Here is a 19,005-nt window from a genome sequence, read left to right on the forward strand (position 1 = left end):
TTAATATCCCAATTCTAATAGGATCACTATACAAATGAATAATTATTTCATCCTTTAAAATGATTGAAACTATTATTCTACTTGATGAAGTGAAATTATTTTTAGAGAAAGTTACCCCTCATCGTATAATGTTAGACCTTCCATGAATTTAGATGTGTTTATATAATTAAATATGTAGACTTCTACGTAGAAACTTTATACTTTCTATATTACTAATACTAGGAGGAATGATAATATGACTTTGAAAAGAAAGTCTATTAAAAGATCATTTGTTATGCTATTCATCATTTCACTATTATTTTCTTTGTTACAATTCCATGTTTTTAATTATGAAAAGGTAGAGGCAAACTCCAATTATAAAATTGTGGGTTATTATCCTTCTTGGGGTGCCTATGGGCGTGACTATCAAGTTTGGGACATGGACGTTTCAAAGGTAACCCATATTAACTATGCGTTTGCTGATATTTGCTGGGATGGAAGACATGGCAATCCTGACCCAACAGGTCCTAATCCTACTACTTGGACTTGTCAGGATGAAAATGGAACGATAGATGTACCGAACGGTTCTATCGTGTTAGGGGATCCATGGATTGATGTTCAAAAAAGTAACCCTGGAGATACTTGGGATGAACCGATTAAAGGAAACATCAAACAGCTAAATCTATTAAAAGAGCAAAATCCTCATTTGAAAACGATGATTTCTGTTGGTGGATGGACTTGGTCTAATCGTTTTTCTGATGCTGCAGCTAGTCAAATAACTCGAGAGAATTTTGCTAATTCGGCAGTGGATTTTCTAAGAAAGTATCAATTTGATGGTGTCGATTTAGATTGGGAATATCCGGTTAGTGGTGGTTTACCAGGGAATAGTACTCGTCCAGAAGATAAACAAAACTATACATTATTATTACAAGAAGTACGTGAAAAACTAAATATTGCAGGAGCTGAAGATGGCAAATATTATTCCCTCACCATCGCTTCAGGAGCAGGACCAACTTATGCTCAAAATACAGAGCTTGATAAGATAGCAAATGTTGTAGATTGGATTAATATCATGACTTATGACTTTAATGGAGGATGGCAAACTATTAGTGCCCATAACTCACCATTGTATTTTGACCCAGCAGCAGCCAGTTCAAATGTGCCAAACGCTGCTGAATTTAATATTGAAGCAGGTGTTCAAGGTCATATAAATGCTGGAGTACCCGCACAAAAAATCGTAATAGGAACACCATTTTATGGGCGAGGCTGGAGTAGTTGTTCATCAGATAATAACGGAGAATATCAAAGCTGTTCTGCTGCAAATGATGGAACTTGGGAGAATGGGGTTTGGGACTATACTGATTTAGAAGACAACTATATCAATAAAAATGGTTATGTTCGTTACTGGAACGACGTGGCCAAAGTGCCTTTCTTATATAACGCTTCCAATGGTAACTTTATTACCTATGATGATGTGGAGTCTTTCGGTTATAAAACAGATTTTATAAAATCAAATGGACTAGGTGGAGCCATGTTCTGGGAGTTTAGTGGGGATCGGAACAAGGTATTATTAAACAAGTTAACAAGTGATTTAGATAGTGGTGGAGTACCTGATAACGAAGCACCTACTGTACCAAGTAACCTTAGAGTAACAAGTAAAACATCAAGTAGTATAAGTCTAGTTTGGGATGCTTCAACAGATAATGTAGGAGTAACGGGATACATTGTAACCTATGGTAATCAGTCAATAAATGTAGGTAGTTTAAATGCAACCATTAGCGGTCTTGCTCCTAATACATCTTATACTTTTACGGTAAAAGCAAAAGATGCTGCAGGTAATGTCTCCGTCCAAAGTAATGCAATAACAGAAACAACGGAGCAGTCTAACGATACTACTCCGCCAACTATACCTACAAATCTACAGGTAACTGCAAAAACTTTTACAAGTGTTGACCTAAGCTGGTCAGCTTCCACAGATAATGAAGGGGTAACAGGTTATACTGTTTCATATGATTTAGGCACTGTAGAAGTAACGGAAACTTCCGTAAGTATTAACGGATTAACCGCGGATACAACGTATACTTTTACAGTTACAGCAAAGGATGCAGCTGGTAACATATCAGATGAAACGTCGATACAGGTCACAACGGAATCACCAAACAGTTGCCCTTACCCAGCTTGGGATGAGAATACAGAATATGCTGGTGGTATGAGAGTAACCTACAATGGGAAGGTTTACGAGTCTAAATGGTGGACAGTAGGAGAATTTCCTGATCAAAGCGATGAATGGGGTGTGTGGAAATATATTAGTACTTGTGATGGTGGGGGAGGCGAAGTAGATAATGAAGCACCAAGCATTCCAAGCAATCTCCAAATCACAGGAAAAAGTTCAAACAGTGTAAGTTTAGCTTGGGATGCTTCAACAGATAATGTGGGTGTAACAGGATACACGATCACATATGATTTAGGTAGTGTAGAGGTAACAAATACAACGACAACCATCAATGGATTAAGTGCTGAAACAACGTATACTTTTAGTGTGACAGCAAAGGATTCAGCAGGGAACGAGTCAGAAGCGGTGTCCATTCAAGCCACTACAGATGAAGGTGATCCATCGGGTGCTGAGCCATGGGAAGCTGGGGTTAATTACAGTGCAAATGATGAGGTAACCTATAATGGGAACACCTATTATTGTATTCAAGCTCATACCTCACAAATAGGTTGGGAGCCGCCAAATGTTCCTGCTTTATGGGGTTTAAAATAGTACTATATAAATTACTAAAACAGTCAGATTTGAATTTTCCAATGGTTCTACTCACAAAGCTTCTTCCATAGAGGAGGAGCTTTGTTTATGTGAATAAAATGTTACTTGTTCAATTTTCCAAAAGGAAATACCTTTTTATTGTGGAAATAGTTTATAATTAAATCTACCACAAATTAAAGGAGAAAAAAATGACAGGAAATAATCATATAGAAGATCAAGAAAATTCTATTTTAATTATTGATAGTTTTGCATTATTATTTAGAGGATTTTACGCTACAGCAGTCACTGGAAACTATATGAAAAACTCTCAAGGTCTTTATACGAATGGTATATATCAGTTTACTAGATATATGCTTGATGCCATTGAGCGATTTGAACCTACCCATGTGATCTGTGCTTTTGATATGGGAGAAAAAACATTTCGTAACGAAATGTATTCAAATTATAAAGCAAACCGAGGTGCTCCACCAGATGAACTCATCCCACAATTTGATAAGCTCTGGGAATTGGTAGAAGCATTTGAAATTCCTTGTATGGGGAAGGTTGGTTATGAAGCAGATGACATGATCGGATCTATTGCCAAACATTACTCAGCTCAAGGGATAGAGGTAAATGTATTAACAGGGGATAAAGATACTTTACAATTAATCAATGAAAAAACGAAAGTAACACTAATGAAAAAAGGATTTGGCAATTACTTAACAATTGGAATGGATAATTTTAAAGAAGAAACAGGTGTATCTTATCCATATCAAATTATTGAAATGAAAGGTTTAATGGGAGACGCATCAGATAATATACCCGGATGTCCTAAAGTAGGTCCTAAAACCGCAATCAAATTAATTGATGAGTTTGAAAATATCGATCAATTGTTTGAAAACATAGTTCAAGTAAAAGGTAAGTTACAAGAAAGATTGTTAGAAAATAAAGAATTAATTTATTTATCAAAGGAACTGGCAACAATTCATACTGATGTTGAATTCCTATGCGACTTAGATGACTGTACTTATGTGATTAATCAAGAGAAACTTATTCATAAATTAAAGGAATTTGAATTTAAATCTCTAATTAGAAAGTTCGCAGTTTAAATATTATTGATTTTATTAGATTAGGACCCCGCAAAAGTATTCGGACTATGCATCATCGAATTTTGTTCACTTTTGTGGGTTATTTGTCATGAGTGGCATGACCAGGTGGGTCCTGTCGTGGAAGCCCCTCATGTAATTCACGATTTTCATAAGTGAATGAGTTAGCCGGTCGTTGGTCTTCTCTCCAAGGAGAGCTTTTCCCTAAGGATTCACTTAATAAATCCATACCATAAGCCCCTTCTGGAAATTCTTCAGCGGTTAAATCATTGCGCTGAGATTCTACTGTTTTTAGATCTGTAAATTTTCTTTTTCTTTCTTTTTGAAATGGTTTGTTATTCATGAAAAAACCTCCTAGGAAAGATGTGATCGTATTGTCACATTATTTTTCCCTGGGAGGTTTGTTCTATGCGTAAATATTAACTTGGAAATAAAAAAATATAGATTTATTTTCCACCCAACTTATATAAAATAAATTGGATTATAGGTCAGAAAAATGAACTACACCTACGATAAGGTCTAAAAAGGCACGTAGTTCTATACCTTCTTCTTCATTTAATTGATATACATGCTCTAAATAACCTTCTTCTTCTAAATCATCAGGACCAAGAATTGCGGTTTTACCTGATTGTAAATCTGCAACTATTTTTTTTCCGTAAAACCTTCCTGTTGTTGTAATAGCTAAATCATATCGCTTTAAGCTTTGTTCCCCAACAAATGTAACAAAACGTGTTGATGTTTCTTCAGTGCTATCTGATAGAAAATCAAATGAAATATCAGACATGGGATCACCTCTTTTGCTGTATATATGTTCTTTTATATTACAACATATTATACAAATACAAAAGGTTTAAGTATCATTAATACAAAAATGAATAATATCAGTGTAGTACTAATGTAAAACAATGAGTTTACTTGATTTCGTAATGTTATAATTTCTAAAGGTAAATCCGTTTCGCTTTTATTTTTTGGATCAAATAACCATAAAGCTATTTTTTTCATTCTTGGGGCTATAAAACCTAATAAAATAACTTGAGCGATGATATATAAAACTAAGGAACCAACTAACCATAATTGAAAGAAGGAGCCATAATCATTTAAAAGTATAATTAAGACTCCAGTTAAAACTGCAGTTAACCCCCCAATCTTAGGGAAAAGCAGTAATTTTTTTGCTATTTTCATAGAAAAACGTATATCTTCAACAGATTGTTTTTTTCTTAATAATATATGGATGAAAAAAATTGGTCCAACACCTATTACAGCCGATAACACATGTACTAATATTAAAAGTTTCATATAATCCTCCTTCAAAGGTTTCATTGTTTAGAAAATGAATTATCATTATTTTCCACATGGTTTTAATAGTAAAGAAAATGACCCTTTATTTCAATTGAAATAAATAATAATTAAGTCCTATTGATGAAAACAGGTGAATTTTGTAAGATGTTATTAACAAAAAAAGAATAAAATATGAGGAAGCACCTCTTTTACGAATATGTAAGAGAGGTGTTTTTTTGTATAAAAGGGTTAAGAACAACAAAATTAATTAAGGAAGTGCAAAAATTATGAAAAAGGAACTCATTTATTTGAATACGTTAAAGAAGGAAACAGAAAAAAACAAAAAAAGCACTACACAAGTAAATTTATTTGCATTAGATTCATCTTGGCAATTAAATTGGAAGGTAATTAGTGAAGATGGAGAGGTTATAAAGGATTTGAACATTGAAAAGAAAGACTTTGAAGCAATTGTTTTGCAATTACGTTTAGAATTTAAACAATGTATTGGGCAAGGTTATCTTCCGTTATTTTTTGATCATTTTAACCAGTCTAAGGCTTTATCTCCAAAAAACAAGCGAACACAAAGTTTGTTTTATTATAGTGAGCAGATGACAAACCCAGACTTGTTTGAGATGTTGAGAAGATGGAGAAGGGAGGAATCTGAAAAACTAAATAAACCTCCTTATATTATTTCTTCTAACCGAGTATTAAAAATGTTGAGCACATTTATTCCAAAAACAAAGGAAGAGTTGTTACAAATCCCTGGATATGCAACAACAAAGGTTGAACAATATGGTGAAGAAATTATAAATTTAACTAAACAATTTGAACGAACAACCACTTTTCCTCTTGATTGGGTTGAAGAACAAATTGATGTTCAACATTTTGATGAATGGTTATACAAAAATCAACTGATGAAATAAGATTAATATCTTCTCTAGAAATAACTTATGAATAGGGTAGCTAGACCGAAATAAACTGTCAATGAAAAAATATCATTTAACGTTGTAATGAGTGGTCCAGAAGCGATTGCTGGGTCTACTTTAAACTGATATAAAATTAGTGGGATAATTGTACCTGCTAATGTACCAATAATCAATGTTAAAAATAATGAAACGCCAATGACGAAACTAAGCACTGCATTTCCTTGCCAAACAAAGGAGATTACTGAAATTAGTAGTCCACATACAGTACCAATGATAAAACCAACACCAATTTCTCGAAATAACAATTTGAAAAATGATGTTTTATCTAAGTGTTGAGTTACGAGACCTCGAACAGCAATGGCTAAAGACTGCGTACCTGTATTACCAGTCATACCAGCAATCATAGGCATAAAAAAGGTCAATGCAACTACACTTTTTAATGTTGTTTCAAAATTTGAAATTACTCCACCTGACAATAATCCAACAAATAATAAAAGAACTAACCACGGAAGGCGGCGAAGTGAGGCTGATAGTACACCTGTATTAAAATCAATTGATTTACTACTTGCAGATAATTTTTGGATATCTTCATTGGCTTCTGTTATCATTACATCAATAACATCATCAACGGTAATGATACCCGCGAGCCTGTGTTCTTCGTCCACTACAGGAACCGCTATAAAGTCATACCTTTCAATGATCGTAGCGACATGTTCCTGATCCATTGTAACAGGCACAGAGATGACTCGGTTATACATGATATCTTTTATCGTGTCTTGAATATCAGCTAGCAATAAATCTCTGTATGAAACAACACCAACTAACTTTTTTTCTTCATCTAATACGTAAAGGTAGTAAATATTTTCAGCAATTTGAGCAAATGCTTTTATTTTATCTATGGCTTCACGTACAGAATAATAACTGCGAATCCATACATAACGATTCGTCATCATTCCACCTGCAGTTTCAGGTGGGTATTGCATCAAATTTTGAACCGTTTTGGATTCTTCTTTTTGCATCGAAGACAAAAACTCTTCCATTTTTTCGTCTGATAATTGATTTAATAAATCTGCAAGATCATCGTTTTCCATTAAATCCATAACTTGTGATGATTTTTCAATCCCTAAAGCATGTAAAATATCTAACTGTAGGTCACTTTCCAGCTCTTGTATTAATACTGCTAGTTGTTTTGGTGATAAACATAAAATAAATTTCAATCTATGTTTAACTGGCAGAGCTTTGTACAGTTCAGCAATATCATAAGGTTGTAGCTCATCAAATAAATCTTGAACTTCTTCTTTTTTATAATCTTTAATGTATTTAATTACAGTTAAGAGAACATTTTCAATTTGTGAATGTTTCATTATGTTATCACCTAAATTCATCAATATATATTGTAAATTGCCCCATAATGAACAATAGCATAAACAAAATTTTAAATAAATTAAATTTAACACATTTTAATACATTATATTTATTTTTTTTCTTCTTGACTCAAATTCTTTTTTCAATTAAAGTAATAATAATTAAATAATCGTGAAACTCTTATCAAGAGCAGGTGGAGGGACTAGCCCGATGAAACCCGGCAACCGGCAATTTTCAATGAATTTTGCACGGTGCTAATTCTTGCAGAAGCGCAGCTTCTGGGAGATGAGAGAGGATATCATTGTATAATGATATAAAAAACCTTTCTCAGTGATTAGTTGAGAAAGGTTTTTTTCTACTAATCTGATGAGTTTTGTGATTTGATACTTTCAAAATAAAGGAGTGAAGTTGAGATGCCCGTTAAGATTCCAGATCATCTCCCTGCTAAAGAAATATTAAATAATGAGAATATATTCGTAATGGATGAGTCCAGAGCGTTCCATCAGGACATTCGTCCATTGAAGGTGATTATGTTAAATTTAATGCCTACGAAGGAAACGACAGAAACACAAATCTTGCGGTTGTTAAGTAATACCCCTTTACAAGTAGAATTTACCTTGATTCATCCTAAAACACATGCAAGTAAAAACACATCGCAAGAACATTTAAAACAATTTTATAAAACGTTTGAAGAAGTTAGGCATTTGCGTTTTGATGGGATGATTATTACCGGGGCACCTGTTGAAACTTTAGACTTTGAAGATGTGAATTATTGGGAAGAATTAAAGGATATTATGGAATGGTCCAAAGCACAAGTTACTTCAACACTACACATTTGTTGGGCTTCACAAGCAGGTTTATTCCATCATTATGATATTCCGAAGTATTTATTAAACGAAAAAATATTCGGAGTATTTCAACATCAATTGAATGTGAAAAATGTGAAATTATTTAGAGGTTTTGATGAATTATTTAATGCTCCACAATCAAGACATACAGAAATACGAAGAGAAGACATTGAAAAACATGAAAATCTGGAAATATTATCTGAGTCAGAAGAGGCAGGGGTATATATTGTAGGAACAAAAGATGGGAAACAAATTTTTGTTACAGGTCATGCTGAGTACGATGCAGAGACTTTAAAATGGGAATACGACAGAGACATAAATAAAGGAATGGAATGTGCTGTTCCTAAAAATTATTACCCAATGGATGACCCTACTAATAAGCCTTATAATACTTGGAGAGCGCATGGAAGTTTGCTGTTTTCCAATTGGTTGAACTATTATGTATATCAAGAAACAACATTTGACTGGGTTATTTAAAGGAGGACATAGTAATGAGAATAGAAAGCCGCTTAGCCCAAATAGGTTCACAAGCTGATCCTAAAACGGGGGCTGTCAATTATCCGATCTATCATGCAACTGCTTTTAGACATCCAAAGCTTGGGGAAAGTACTGGATTTGATTATGCTAGAACTAAAAGTCCTACACGTGCCATATTAGAAGATGCCATAGCAGACTTAGAAAATGGAGATGCTGGATTTGCATGCAGCTCAGGAATGGCTGCTTTACAGACTATATTTGCTTTATTTTCACAAGGTGACCATTTAATTGTTTCATTAGATCTTTACGGTGGGACATATAGATTGTTAGAGCAAACGATGTCACGATTTGGTGTTACCTCAAGTTATGTAGACACTAATGATATTGATGATATGGAAAAACTTGTAACTCCACATACGAAAGCGGTTTTAATCGAAACGCCAACAAACCCTTTAATGATGGTGACAGATATTGAGAAAGTCAGTGCATGGGCAAATTCGAAAAATATGCTTACCATTGTGGATAATACTTTGCTTTCTCCATATTTTCAAAGACCACTTGAATTAGGTGCGGATATTATCATTCATAGTGCCTCAAAATACCTTGGCGGACATAATGATGTGATTGCTGGGTTAATTATTACCAAAGGTAAACAGTTATCAGAGAAGATGTTTGAGCTTCATAATTCCATTGGTGCTATTTTAGGACCTCAGGATTGTTGGTTATTAATGAGAGGGATGAAGACGTTAGCACTTCGAATGGAACGTCATCAAGAAAATGCAACGAAAATAGCCGAATTTTTACTTGAGCATCCAATGGTAGATGAAGTTTTTTATCCTGGTTTACTTACACATCCTGCATATGAAGTTCAAAGTAGACAATCTTCAGGAAACACAGGTATTTTTTCTTTTAAAATGAAAGATGCGAGAATGATTGAACCCATTTTACGTCATATTGAAATTATTGCATTTGCTGAGAGTTTGGGGGGAGTAGAATCACTAATGACTTATCCTTCAGTACAGACTCATGCTGATATTCCAAAAGAAATTCGTGAAAAAGTAGGTGTAGATGATCGTTTATTACGTTATTCAGTAGGTATAGAGCATGTTGAGGATTTAATTACAGATTTATCTCAGGCTTTTGATAAGGCAAGAAAAGAGGTTGATGGAAGATATTGATATGACTGATATTTTCCCGTTCATAAAAGAATAGCACATATAATAATTTTTAGAGGTATACTGGTACCCTTGATCACTATTTAATAGGAGGCCATTTACCTCTCTTTTCTTTCGCTTACGAGACATCGGTTATCCACTTTTATTTAGTTGTAAAGTAGAGAACTCTCACTATAAAAGGTTGTCTTTTTTTTAACTAATAGCTTTTTTAAAACTACAACCTATTTTAGTACGTAGATTATTTTTTCCAGAATAATCTTATTGATTAATTACACATAAGACTATATTATGTTAATTGCAACTAACAATCACGTCTTATTAAGTTAAACTGGAAATTTAAAGTGATAGTTATTTCGTCAATTAAGCGGTACAATGATGTTATTTGAAAATAACTATAAATGTCTTCTATACATGTATAGAAGTTTTCTATAACCTAATTTGGTAATAACGTTGTATAATTAGTTCACTCTTAATTATCAGAAGATATAAAAAATTCAGACAATTAAGTTTTTAGTTATTGAGCCCCACGATGCATATGAATATTGTTATTTATAACTAAATAAATTGAATTAAAATAATGAATTTTTGATTTTACTTGTTTAAAGGGGGTGAAACAACATGTAAGTATGAAATGTTCGTATGATTGAATTTATTTGTTGTATATACATATTGTATTTTATTTGCAAATGTAAGGGCTTTCTTGGAGAAATAGTATAATGAATAGTTTCTATGATGTAAAAAGATTTCTTTTATTTAGTTGTCAAGTCTTCGTGATATAGTTATTTATTTATAACTTACTAAATAAAGGGGGTGAAATCTAATGTGAAGTTCGTATGATTGAATCTATTTGTTATAATTATGTTCTTTATTTTCAATTGTAAGTGTTTTCTTGGGGAGAGGTATAAGAGGGAAAAAATGATCAAATATAATTAAAGGGGAGAAAATAATAATGTCAATGTTCAAAAAAGATTCTTCATCTACTTTTATTATTTGTGTTATGTTTTCATTCGTTTTAGCTTTGATCATAATGAGCGTGTTTGCATCAGAGGTAAATGCAAATGAATACACAGAACCTGAACTTGTCGTTCCTGCTTTGGAAGCAACTGATGAATATCCAGTTGATACGTATGAGGATAGAACCATTTTTGAGGGAATAGCACCATGGGAATATATACCGGTTAATTTTGATATAAATACAAATATATCTGGTGCAACAGATCATTACTATAATTCTGAGTATTACCATAATCTTTCAGGAAAGGATATAAGTGTTTTAAATAATCTTTTGAATGACTATGATCCTTTTATTGATACGTTCAAAGGTATTTATGATCCAACTACAAAACAAATTTTAAGTGCATTCCCAATGCACGGTGAGGGTGGAGATCAAATTCCGCAACAGCTTACACTTTTACTAGATAGAAATTCATACTTTGCTGAGGGTCTCACGTTAGATGTTGAAGAATGGTGGGAGAGAATTGCAACTGGATATTCAGAAAACGGTGATGCTGTAACTTATTCTGAAACAAGAGAATTTGGATTAGATACGACACAGCAGGAACAAGCGATTATTACACATGGCTTTGGACTAGATATTGAGAATCAAGTTAGAGTTGGGTCAGAGTTTACTGGTTGGACAGGGTCTATTACTCTGAGTTACGAATATTCTGATCAACGTCAATTTGCATTTTCTAGGACATACCACACAGCTAATACTGAAACAAAAACATATGAATTTGGACTTCCAGGGGGAAATGCATACAAGTGGGCTGTGTATCAATTAGTCACACAAACTAAAGTGAATTATTCAGATGGACACAATTTTGACGAATTAGATGACGCTTTTAGAGATGAAGATGATTACGGACTTAGACCAGATATGAACTCTTATATTATAAAAATGGTAAATCAAAAGACCATTAATTCCTCAAGACCTATTTATCCAGTAGATACAGGACTAGCAGTACCTAATATTTTAGAAAATACTTCAGATGTCAACAACTTAACAACAACACTGACTTGGAGATCAGCTGCTGATGCTCCTAATGTTGAAGGTATCTTAGTATATAAAAATGATAGTCTTGCTGCAACGATCTTAGACAAAACAGTAACTAGTTGGACTGATGTGAATGTAGAACCTGGAATAAATAATACGTATTACATCAAATTCTTTTATTCATCTAACCTTAATTACGGCCAGACAGAATATTTTGTTGTGTCACTTCCTAGTAATACAGTGATCGAAGGGATAGATTTAACAAGCCCAGCAACAGTTCTAGATATAGTTGTTGGTTGTTCGATTCCAATGGAATGGACTGATAACCAAATTCCTGCTGGGGAAAGAACTTATTATAATGTATATCTTGGAGACCCAGCTTTGGGTGGGACATTATTAGGTGAGTTTGAAGGGACAAATGTTTCTATAAATATAAACTCTGGGTTATATGACTTATTACTTGCAAATCCAAATGAAGATTTCTATATTTCAAAAACAGTAATTTATAATGGTGCCGAAACAACATCACCAGCTGTTATGGCTCCTAATAATTTTACCGTGACGGATACTGCGTTTTTATTTTCAAGTACAGGCTTCAACGGGGATTGTGTTACAGTAGCTAAAGATGATTATGTTAAACAAAATTTAAATAGTACAGCCTATAATTTTGATGATCAATTATCTTCAATGTTAATTCAAGGTGACGTATATGTTAGGCTATTCCCAGACTTAAACGGTGGAGGGGATCCACAAACATTCTTTTCGGAGGACGGTTATGCTTTTTTCGATGACCTTAACGATCATATTATACGACAGAATACCGTATCTTCTGTACAGGTAGCAGGAATCCCATCTAATGGGCACGTCTATGTATTTAATGGACCACATTATACTGGTGCGATGGAATCTTTTGCTGACGATGATTTTTCATTCATTGGGGACGTCTCTGTTATGGGTTTCAACGGTGAAAGATTTCCTAACGATGCCTTATCATCTGTGAAAGTAATTGGTGATTATGCATTAATTTTACATGAGCATAGTGACTTTACTGGAAAAGTCACTGTCATTAAAGAAGATCATGGGAGTTCTGAATTAATTGATCATGGTTTGGATAATAAAGTTTCATCAGTAAGAGTTTTAGGAGGTAGAGGTGCTTATTTCTTCAATGATTTTGATTTTAGAGGAAGTTTTATAAATATTGATACCCGCTTAGCTTGTGCCAATATTGGAGCTTGTAATACTGGACTATCTAATGATAGATTGTCATCCGTATTAACTATCGGGACCCGTGGTGTTACATTATATGAACACAATCATTATGGTGGTAAAGTACAAGCGATTCGACATAAAGATAATAACCTAGGAAGTTCAGGAAACGTAGGAGATAATACAACTTCGTCGTTTAAAGTATTCGGAAAAGGTGTTTATTTCTTCACCCATGCTGATTATGATGTAGATGGGGGTTTCGTTAAAGTAAAAACACCCGGAGATTATACGTCAGTAGAATCAGTAGGGATTAACGATAATTCAGTAAGTTCAATATTTGTTGTCGATATGAAAGTAACACTGTTTCAGGGTTTTAATTTAGAGGGAACAAGTGAAGAGTTTATTAATAATTACGATCCAGATCTTACTGACAATACCATTGGAAATGATAGGCTTAGTTCTTTCAAACTTGAAGAGATGTAATATAAGAGATTAATTTAGAGGAGCAGTTTCCACTCGTGAAATGTTTGACACATTCACATAGGGGACTGCTCCTCTTCATATTGAAGCATTACAATTTACAGTTGTTTTGCCCTTTAGGGGTGAGATTGTTACTCCGTCACTAGGTCTTTTTTGATCCCTTGTTTTTTCTCTTCTTTTCCAATAATCACGGATTTTTTATCTTTATCACGCTTAATACGCCCATTACCAACTGCTAGAGCAACAAATATACCCAATGCTAATACACTTAGTCCTGTTAAAAACACGAATGAAAACGATTGTGACCATGCACTTTGGATTGCGTAAAGAACTCCGTTAGCTGTATCTTGCGGAAGTTGAAACACGTTTTGTAAAATTCCAGGATTGATTAAAATTCCAAATAAATCATCAGGCTCCCCACCTAACGTAGTTAAAGTGGAAGCGACGAGTGGATCCGTTTGTTGATTAGATACCTCGGTCATTTTATCTGTTAGTGTATTGTTCATCACAACATTAAAGATGGTAACTCCAATGGTACCTCCAATGGATCTGAAAAATGTGGATGCAGATGTCACTGAACCTAATTGTTCTTTTGGAAATGCATTTTGGACTGCGATCATTAAGGTAGGCATGACTAATCCCATTCCAAATCCCATTACAATCATAAAACCATATGCTGTCCAAATCGTTGAATCGAGCCCCATCGTACTCATAAGGAAAAATCCAATACATGCTATGATCATACCTACGGTGAGATTAGTTCGATATTTAATCTTTAACAATAAACGTCCACCTATGACACTTGCAATAATCAATGCAAACATCATCGGAGTCATTGTAGACCCCGCTTTAGTTGGTGAAACGCCTAAGATAGCCTGCATAAACATTGGAACAAACATGATGGCACCAAACATACCCAAACCTAATAAAAACCCTAAACCATTAGTTGTGGCAAATACTCTATTTTTAAATAGACTTAGATCTAATATCGGTTCATCCGTTTTTCGTTCAATAAAAATAAAGATAATGAGTAATAGCAGGGAAGCACCAAATATGAAATAACTAGTTAATGACATCCAAGCAAATTTATCTCCCCCGAAAGTTAAACCGAGCAATAGTGAAGTAAGTGCTGGAATTAATGTCATGATTCCAAAAAAATCAATATTTAGTTCTTTCCGTTTTATAAAACCAAACAATATAAAAATGAAGAGTGAAATTCCAAAAATCAAGTAACTTTCTATGGAATTCCATTCGAAGGCACCTCCACCTAAAATTAATCCAATTAAAAGCATGATAGCGGCTATAACTAAAGAAATTTTACTCGTCAATCCAATGGCGACTTTTTTTGTATTTTTTACAATTTCATTTTTCATCCCTATAAAAATTAACGTAGCAGATAAAAGTCCAAATGGTACATTAATTAAAAAGATCCAGTGCCAGCTAATTGTATCTACAAAAAAGCCACCAACTAAAGGACCGATAACTGAACTCAATCCGAAAATAGCTCCAAATACCCCTTGCCATTTCGCACGCTGTTCAGCTGTGAAAATATCTCCAACAATGGTTTGCGATAATGGCATAATCATACCGCCACCGATACCTTGAATTCCGCGAAAAATGATTAATTGTTCCATTGTAGTTGCAGTTGCACACAATGCAGATCCTACAATGAAAATGACCATTCCAGTTAAGTATAAGTATCGTCTTCCAAATAAATCAGATATTTTCCCAACAATAGGAATAACAGCAGTTGATGTAATTAAGTATGCTGTTGTTACCCAAGCAAAAATTTCAAAACCATTTAACTCACCAATAATGGTCGGCATAGCCGTACCAACTACGGTTTGTTCAAGTGCACTGAAAAACATACCGATCATTAAACCTAAAAGAACAATTTTTGTATTTATTTGTTTTTGTTGTATCATCTTAAGCCTTCTCCTTCTGAGATATTTGTATTGACCTAATAGTCATTGTATAATAAAAACAATCAGTCAATAATATTTATGACCACGTAGACACATTATATAAAAAACATAGTGACAGGTCAATTGGTAAACAAATATAATGAAATTAACTTATTTTTAGATTGAGGGTTGTTTTTTATGAGTGATAAGCGGAAGAATATTATGGAATCTGCAATGAAATTAATTTCTCAAAAAGGATACCATGCAACATCTATGAAAGAGATTGCTGATGATATTGGTATGGCTAAAGGATCAATATACAATTATTTTGATTCAAAAGAGGACCTTATGATATCCCTGTTGAGATATTATTTCGATCCTATGTATGAGAAAGTAGAAATGGTTCGAGAAAATGAAGGTTATTTATTACCAAAAGAAATTTTTACTAGACAATTAATGGTACAAATGGAACAACAGTCTAAATATAAAGAATTTATAAAAATGATCATGAGTGAACAGGTTTCTCAAATTAATGAAGAAATAAAACAATTTATGTTTAAGATTAGGGCAAAAACTATCAATTGGGTAACAAGACACATTATTGAGATTTATGGAGAAGAAGTAAAAAAATATGCTTATGATTGTGCAACAATATTAATCGGTATGATGAGAGAGTATATGTTTTATGTCATTATTGATAAAAAGAAAATTGAAATCGAACGGTTGCCAAATTTATTAATAGCTGTACTAGATCAAGTGGTAGATAATTTTAAACAGACTCAAAATGAACCCTTTCTAACAGAAGATTTATTGGAAAATTTCATAAATATAGAAGAAGAAATAAGAAAAACTACAATTAAAAAAATCAAGAAAATAATAAACGAGACAGAGAACCTATTAACGAATTTAAATGTAAATAAAAATGTAAAGAATAAAATAAGCGCTTCTTTAGTAGCCATGGATGAAGAATTGGAGCAAGAAAACCCACGAATTATCATTTTAGAAGGGCTTATGTTAGTTCTAGAAAATGCAGGAGTTTCTAAACTAGACGAATATATTAAGGAGTTGAACTCAAAGTTAGGAGCTTTAACTTAAAGTTTCCATTATATCCAAAAGGTTCATCTTCCAAAATAATGACTCTCCTATTTTTTTGTGATAAGATTTGATAGATAAGGAGTGATCGTTATGAGTCAAATAGATCAAATTTTAAATAAAGCAATATCAGGTGAAAGATTAACTTTAGAAGATGGTGTTGTTTTATTTGAATCTGATGAGATTGAAAAAATCGGTCAAGCTGCGAATAAAAAAATGCTTCAATTTCATCCAGACCCTATCACTACATTTGTGATTGGTAGGAATATAAATTATACAAATTTTTGTGATGTGTACTGTAAGTTTTGTGCCTTTTATCGACCACCCGGTCATGAAGAAGGATATGTACTATCTAATGAAGTGATATTTCAAAAAATCCAAGAAACCTTAGATGTAGGTGGTACTGAAATATTAATGCAGGGTGGTGTAAACCCTGATCTTCCATTTGAATATTATTTAAATTTATTGGAAGAAATTAAACAAAGATTTCATATTCATATGCATTCACTGTCAACCGTTGAAATTCGTAAAATGAAAGAAATGTCAGGTTTACCTTACGAAGAAGTGTTGAAGAAATTACATGAAGCAGGTTTGGATTCCCTTCCTGGGGCTGGAGCAGAAATGCTTATTGATCGAATTCGTAATAAAGTCAGCCGATTAAAAGGATCATGGAGAGAATGGATGGACATTCATCAAGCAGCACATAAAGTGGGCATGAATACAACCGCAACCATGGTCATCGGGTTTGGTGAAACTATAGAAGAAAGAGTACTGCACATGTTGAGAGTTAGAGATGCTCAGGATGAATGCGTACAGAATAAGTGGAATTCAGCTGGATTTTTGGCCTATATTATTTGGACTTTTCAACCGGATAACACAAATTATAAACAAGAAAAAGCATCGTCTGATGATTATTTGAAAACATTAGCAATCAGCCGATTAATGATAGATAATATACCTAATTTTCAAGCTTCTTGGGTGACATTAGGAGCGGAAATAGGAAAGAAATCATTAGAATATGGCTGTAACGATTTTGGCAGTACGATGATGGAAGAAAATGTGGTGTCTGCTGCAGGTACAACGCATAAGGTGAATATAGAAACGATTTTAAAATTAATTCGTGAAGCTGGAAAAATACCAGCTCAAAGAAATACAGCTTATGACACTTTAAAAGTATTTAATGAAGGTTCAAGTGTTGATAAAGATTTTATTATGCAAAATTAATAGGAATGTATAGATTGATACCGTCTGATCAAATGGGCGGTTTTTTTCTGTTCATCACTTTTATGGGTATATAATCCCATTCTTTTCTTTGTATATCTGCTTCAACTGAAACATATACTTTAGATGGCAGTTATATACGTGAAAGGAGTGTGAATATGGACCTGATTACAATCAATATGGAGAATTTTTCAGAAGATGAAATACAAAGATGTTATGCAAAATTACAAACGGGAATTTCCCTTTTACATAAAAAAAATAAGCAGAAAAAAAAGATTTTTAAAATTATAAAAGTGGATAATAACCTTATTAGTACAGGTGTTTTACCACAATTTCAACTAAATAAACATGCAGCAATGCTGTATCACTCTATAAGTCAATCACTTGCAGACTTTATCATAACCGATTTACAAAATATACTTCTTCATCGGCTTTTGAAAAAAGAGCAGCCTCATTTTGATAAAAATGAAATTTCAAGGTTGAATGAATATTGCACTGACCTTTTAAACGAATCATCCCAATCTACAAGTTTCATTCGAAAAAAACATCAAAAAATAGAAGAGCAATTGGTTCAATATATTGAAAATAATACACATCTTAATTTAGACGCATTTATTCGTTTTAGACTGCAGTTTTATCTAAAAGAACTTAATGAAGTCGTTGAATATGCTATTGAAGAGTATATTAGTGATCAACAATATAAAGAATTTATGTCCTTGTTAAAATCGTTTGTTTTTTCACAGGAGCATAAAGTATCAACAGTCCACATTATTCATGATGGGGAAAAAGATTTTCTGATTCTAGATGAGCAGTTGAAATGTTTAGATAAGAGTGATGATACAAATAGTGAGGCTTATGACAAAAATTTTGATGATCTTATTATAACAAAATTAGTGTCTTTATCTCCCCAAAAAATAGTGATCCATACCAGAAAACCTGAAATGCAAGTCATTCACGTCATCGAGCAAATTTTTGAAAAACGTACTATTGTTTGTAATAGGTGTAATGTGTGTGAGAAGATTCTTTCAAATTATCAAAAGGTGGAAAAATAATAAATAAACTTGACAAAAAGGTAGGCTACACTATAATACAATTATAAAAGTTTAATAATTTTATAAAAAAGCCAACATCAAAGACATGAATCATTTTATGAATCTGACCAGAGAGAGGGAACCAGGGCTGAAAGTTCCTTCTGAATTCAAATTTGAT

The 19,005-nt window shown here is 33.2% G+C and carries 14 protein-coding genes and 1 riboswitch; of the genes, 9 read left to right on the plus strand and 5 right to left on the minus strand.

Annotated features, from left to right (window positions below; all coding sequences use genetic code 11):
- Positions 1–235: 235 nt before the first annotated feature.
- Both EPK97_RS13830 and EPK97_RS13835 read left to right on the plus strand, forming a co-directional pair.
- Complete coding sequence (locus EPK97_RS13830) at positions 236–2,743, plus strand: glycosyl hydrolase family 18 protein (protein ID WP_162037207.1); 2,508 nt, start codon at positions 236–238, stop codon at positions 2,741–2,743.
- Positions 2,744–2,931: 188 nt separating this feature from the next.
- Positions 2,932–3,831, plus strand: coding sequence for a 5'-3' exonuclease (locus tag EPK97_RS13835; protein WP_162037208.1), 900 nt, complete (start codon positions 2,932–2,934; stop codon positions 3,829–3,831).
- A gap of 79 nt (positions 3,832–3,910) precedes the next feature.
- Here the strand turns inward: EPK97_RS13835 and EPK97_RS13840 are convergent, their stop codons facing one another.
- The 3 genes from EPK97_RS13840 to EPK97_RS13850 all read right to left on the minus strand — a co-directional run bounded on the left by EPK97_RS13840 (position 3,911) and on the right by EPK97_RS13850 (position 5,124).
- Positions 3,911–4,171: a hypothetical protein gene (locus EPK97_RS13840; RefSeq protein WP_162037209.1), complete on the minus strand. Its 261-nt coding sequence runs from the start codon at positions 4,169–4,171 to the stop codon at positions 3,911–3,913.
- A gap of 138 nt (positions 4,172–4,309) precedes the next feature.
- Positions 4,310–4,612 carry a DUF3055 domain-containing protein gene (locus EPK97_RS13845; RefSeq protein ID WP_162037210.1) on the minus strand — a complete coding sequence of 101 codons (303 nt, stop codon included), beginning with the start codon at positions 4,610–4,612 and terminating at the stop codon, positions 4,310–4,312.
- Positions 4,613–4,659: 47 nt separating this feature from the next.
- Positions 4,660–5,124, minus strand: a complete 465-nt coding sequence (locus tag EPK97_RS13850; RefSeq protein WP_162037211.1) for a DUF2269 family protein — start codon at positions 5,122–5,124, stop codon at positions 4,660–4,662.
- Between the two features lie 269 nt (positions 5,125–5,393).
- Here EPK97_RS13850 and EPK97_RS13855 point away from each other — a divergent pair, with 269 nt between their 5' ends.
- A complete protein-coding gene (locus EPK97_RS13855) occupies positions 5,394–6,029 on the plus strand; it encodes an HRDC domain-containing protein (RefSeq protein ID WP_162037212.1) in 636 nt (211 codons plus the stop codon).
- Between the two features lie 14 nt (positions 6,030–6,043).
- Here EPK97_RS13855 and mgtE read toward each other — a convergent pair whose 3' ends face one another.
- Complete coding sequence (gene mgtE, locus EPK97_RS13860) at positions 6,044–7,396, minus strand: magnesium transporter (RefSeq protein WP_162037213.1); 1,353 nt, start codon at positions 7,394–7,396, stop codon at positions 6,044–6,046.
- Positions 7,397–7,574: 178 nt separating this feature from the next.
- Positions 7,575–7,689: riboswitch (SAM riboswitch) on the plus strand.
- A gap of 121 nt (positions 7,690–7,810) precedes the next feature.
- Here mgtE and metA point away from each other — a divergent pair.
- From metA to EPK97_RS13875, 3 genes are all read left to right on the plus strand, one after another.
- The gene (gene metA, locus EPK97_RS13865) at positions 7,811–8,722 is read left to right on the plus strand and encodes a homoserine O-acetyltransferase MetA (RefSeq protein ID WP_162037214.1); all 912 of its coding nucleotides are present in this window, start codon (positions 7,811–7,813) and stop codon (positions 8,720–8,722) included.
- Positions 8,723–8,736: 14 nt separating this feature from the next.
- Entirely contained in the window at positions 8,737–9,900 is a 1,164-nt protein-coding gene (locus EPK97_RS13870) for an aminotransferase class I/II-fold pyridoxal phosphate-dependent enzyme (protein WP_162037215.1), read from the plus strand.
- Between the two features lie 946 nt (positions 9,901–10,846).
- Complete coding sequence (locus EPK97_RS13875) at positions 10,847–13,582, plus strand: hypothetical protein (protein ID WP_162037216.1); 2,736 nt, start codon at positions 10,847–10,849, stop codon at positions 13,580–13,582.
- A gap of 128 nt (positions 13,583–13,710) precedes the next feature.
- On the opposite strand, the gene EPK97_RS13880 is transcribed toward EPK97_RS13875, so the two are convergent.
- Positions 13,711–15,504 carry an MDR family MFS transporter gene (locus EPK97_RS13880; RefSeq protein ID WP_205690266.1) on the minus strand — a complete coding sequence of 598 codons (1,794 nt, stop codon included), beginning with the start codon at positions 15,502–15,504 and terminating at the stop codon, positions 13,711–13,713.
- A gap of 177 nt (positions 15,505–15,681) precedes the next feature.
- Between EPK97_RS13880 and EPK97_RS13885 the strand changes: the two genes are divergently transcribed.
- The 3 genes from EPK97_RS13885 (at position 15,682) to ytxC (ending at position 18,848) form a co-directional block, all read left to right on the plus strand.
- A complete protein-coding gene (locus EPK97_RS13885) occupies positions 15,682–16,578 on the plus strand; it encodes a TetR/AcrR family transcriptional regulator (protein ID WP_162037217.1) in 897 nt (298 codons plus the stop codon).
- Positions 16,579–16,668: 90 nt separating this feature from the next.
- Complete coding sequence (gene mqnC, locus EPK97_RS13890; RefSeq protein ID WP_162037218.1) at positions 16,669–17,799, plus strand: cyclic dehypoxanthinyl futalosine synthase; 1,131 nt, start codon at positions 16,669–16,671, stop codon at positions 17,797–17,799.
- A gap of 155 nt (positions 17,800–17,954) precedes the next feature.
- Positions 17,955–18,848, plus strand: coding sequence for a putative sporulation protein YtxC (gene ytxC / locus EPK97_RS13895; protein ID WP_162037219.1), 894 nt, complete (start codon positions 17,955–17,957; stop codon positions 18,846–18,848).
- Positions 18,849–19,005: the final 157 nt, after the last annotated feature.

It is taken from the genome of Chengkuizengella sediminis (assembly GCF_010078385.1).
Lineage (GTDB): Bacteria > Bacillota > Bacilli > Paenibacillales > KCTC-33759 > Chengkuizengella > Chengkuizengella sediminis.

What these genes read in the sequence shown, in the direction of transcription:
- metA (WP_162037214.1), top strand. Translation starts at nt 7,811, where the DNA reads ATGCCCGTTAAGATTCCAGATCATCTCCCTGCTAAAGAAATATTAAAT.
- EPK97_RS13830 (WP_162037207.1), top strand. Translation starts at nt 236, where the DNA reads ATGACTTTGAAAAGAAAGTCTATTAAAAGATCATTTGTTATGCTATTC.
- EPK97_RS13875 (WP_162037216.1), top strand. Translation starts at nt 10,847, where the DNA reads ATGTCAATGTTCAAAAAAGATTCTTCATCTACTTTTATTATTTGTGTT.
- mgtE (WP_162037213.1), bottom strand. Translation starts at nt 7,396, where the DNA reads ATGAAACATTCACAAATTGAAAATGTTCTCTTAACTGTAATTAAATAC.
- EPK97_RS13845 (WP_162037210.1), bottom strand. Translation starts at nt 4,612, where the DNA reads ATGTCTGATATTTCATTTGATTTTCTATCAGATAGCACTGAAGAAACA.
- EPK97_RS13840 (WP_162037209.1), bottom strand. Translation starts at nt 4,171, where the DNA reads ATGAATAACAAACCATTTCAAAAAGAAAGAAAAAGAAAATTTACAGAT.
- ytxC (WP_162037219.1), top strand. Translation starts at nt 17,955, where the DNA reads ATGGACCTGATTACAATCAATATGGAGAATTTTTCAGAAGATGAAATA.
- EPK97_RS13885 (WP_162037217.1), top strand. Translation starts at nt 15,682, where the DNA reads ATGAGTGATAAGCGGAAGAATATTATGGAATCTGCAATGAAATTAATT.
- EPK97_RS13855 (WP_162037212.1), top strand. Translation starts at nt 5,394, where the DNA reads ATGAAAAAGGAACTCATTTATTTGAATACGTTAAAGAAGGAAACAGAA.
- EPK97_RS13835 (WP_162037208.1), top strand. Translation starts at nt 2,932, where the DNA reads ATGACAGGAAATAATCATATAGAAGATCAAGAAAATTCTATTTTAATT.
- EPK97_RS13880 (WP_205690266.1), bottom strand. Translation starts at nt 15,504, where the DNA reads ATGATACAACAAAAACAAATAAATACAAAAATTGTTCTTTTAGGTTTA.
- mqnC (WP_162037218.1), top strand. Translation starts at nt 16,669, where the DNA reads ATGAGTCAAATAGATCAAATTTTAAATAAAGCAATATCAGGTGAAAGA.
- EPK97_RS13850 (WP_162037211.1), bottom strand. Translation starts at nt 5,124, where the DNA reads ATGAAACTTTTAATATTAGTACATGTGTTATCGGCTGTAATAGGTGTT.
- EPK97_RS13870 (WP_162037215.1), top strand. Translation starts at nt 8,737, where the DNA reads ATGAGAATAGAAAGCCGCTTAGCCCAAATAGGTTCACAAGCTGATCCT.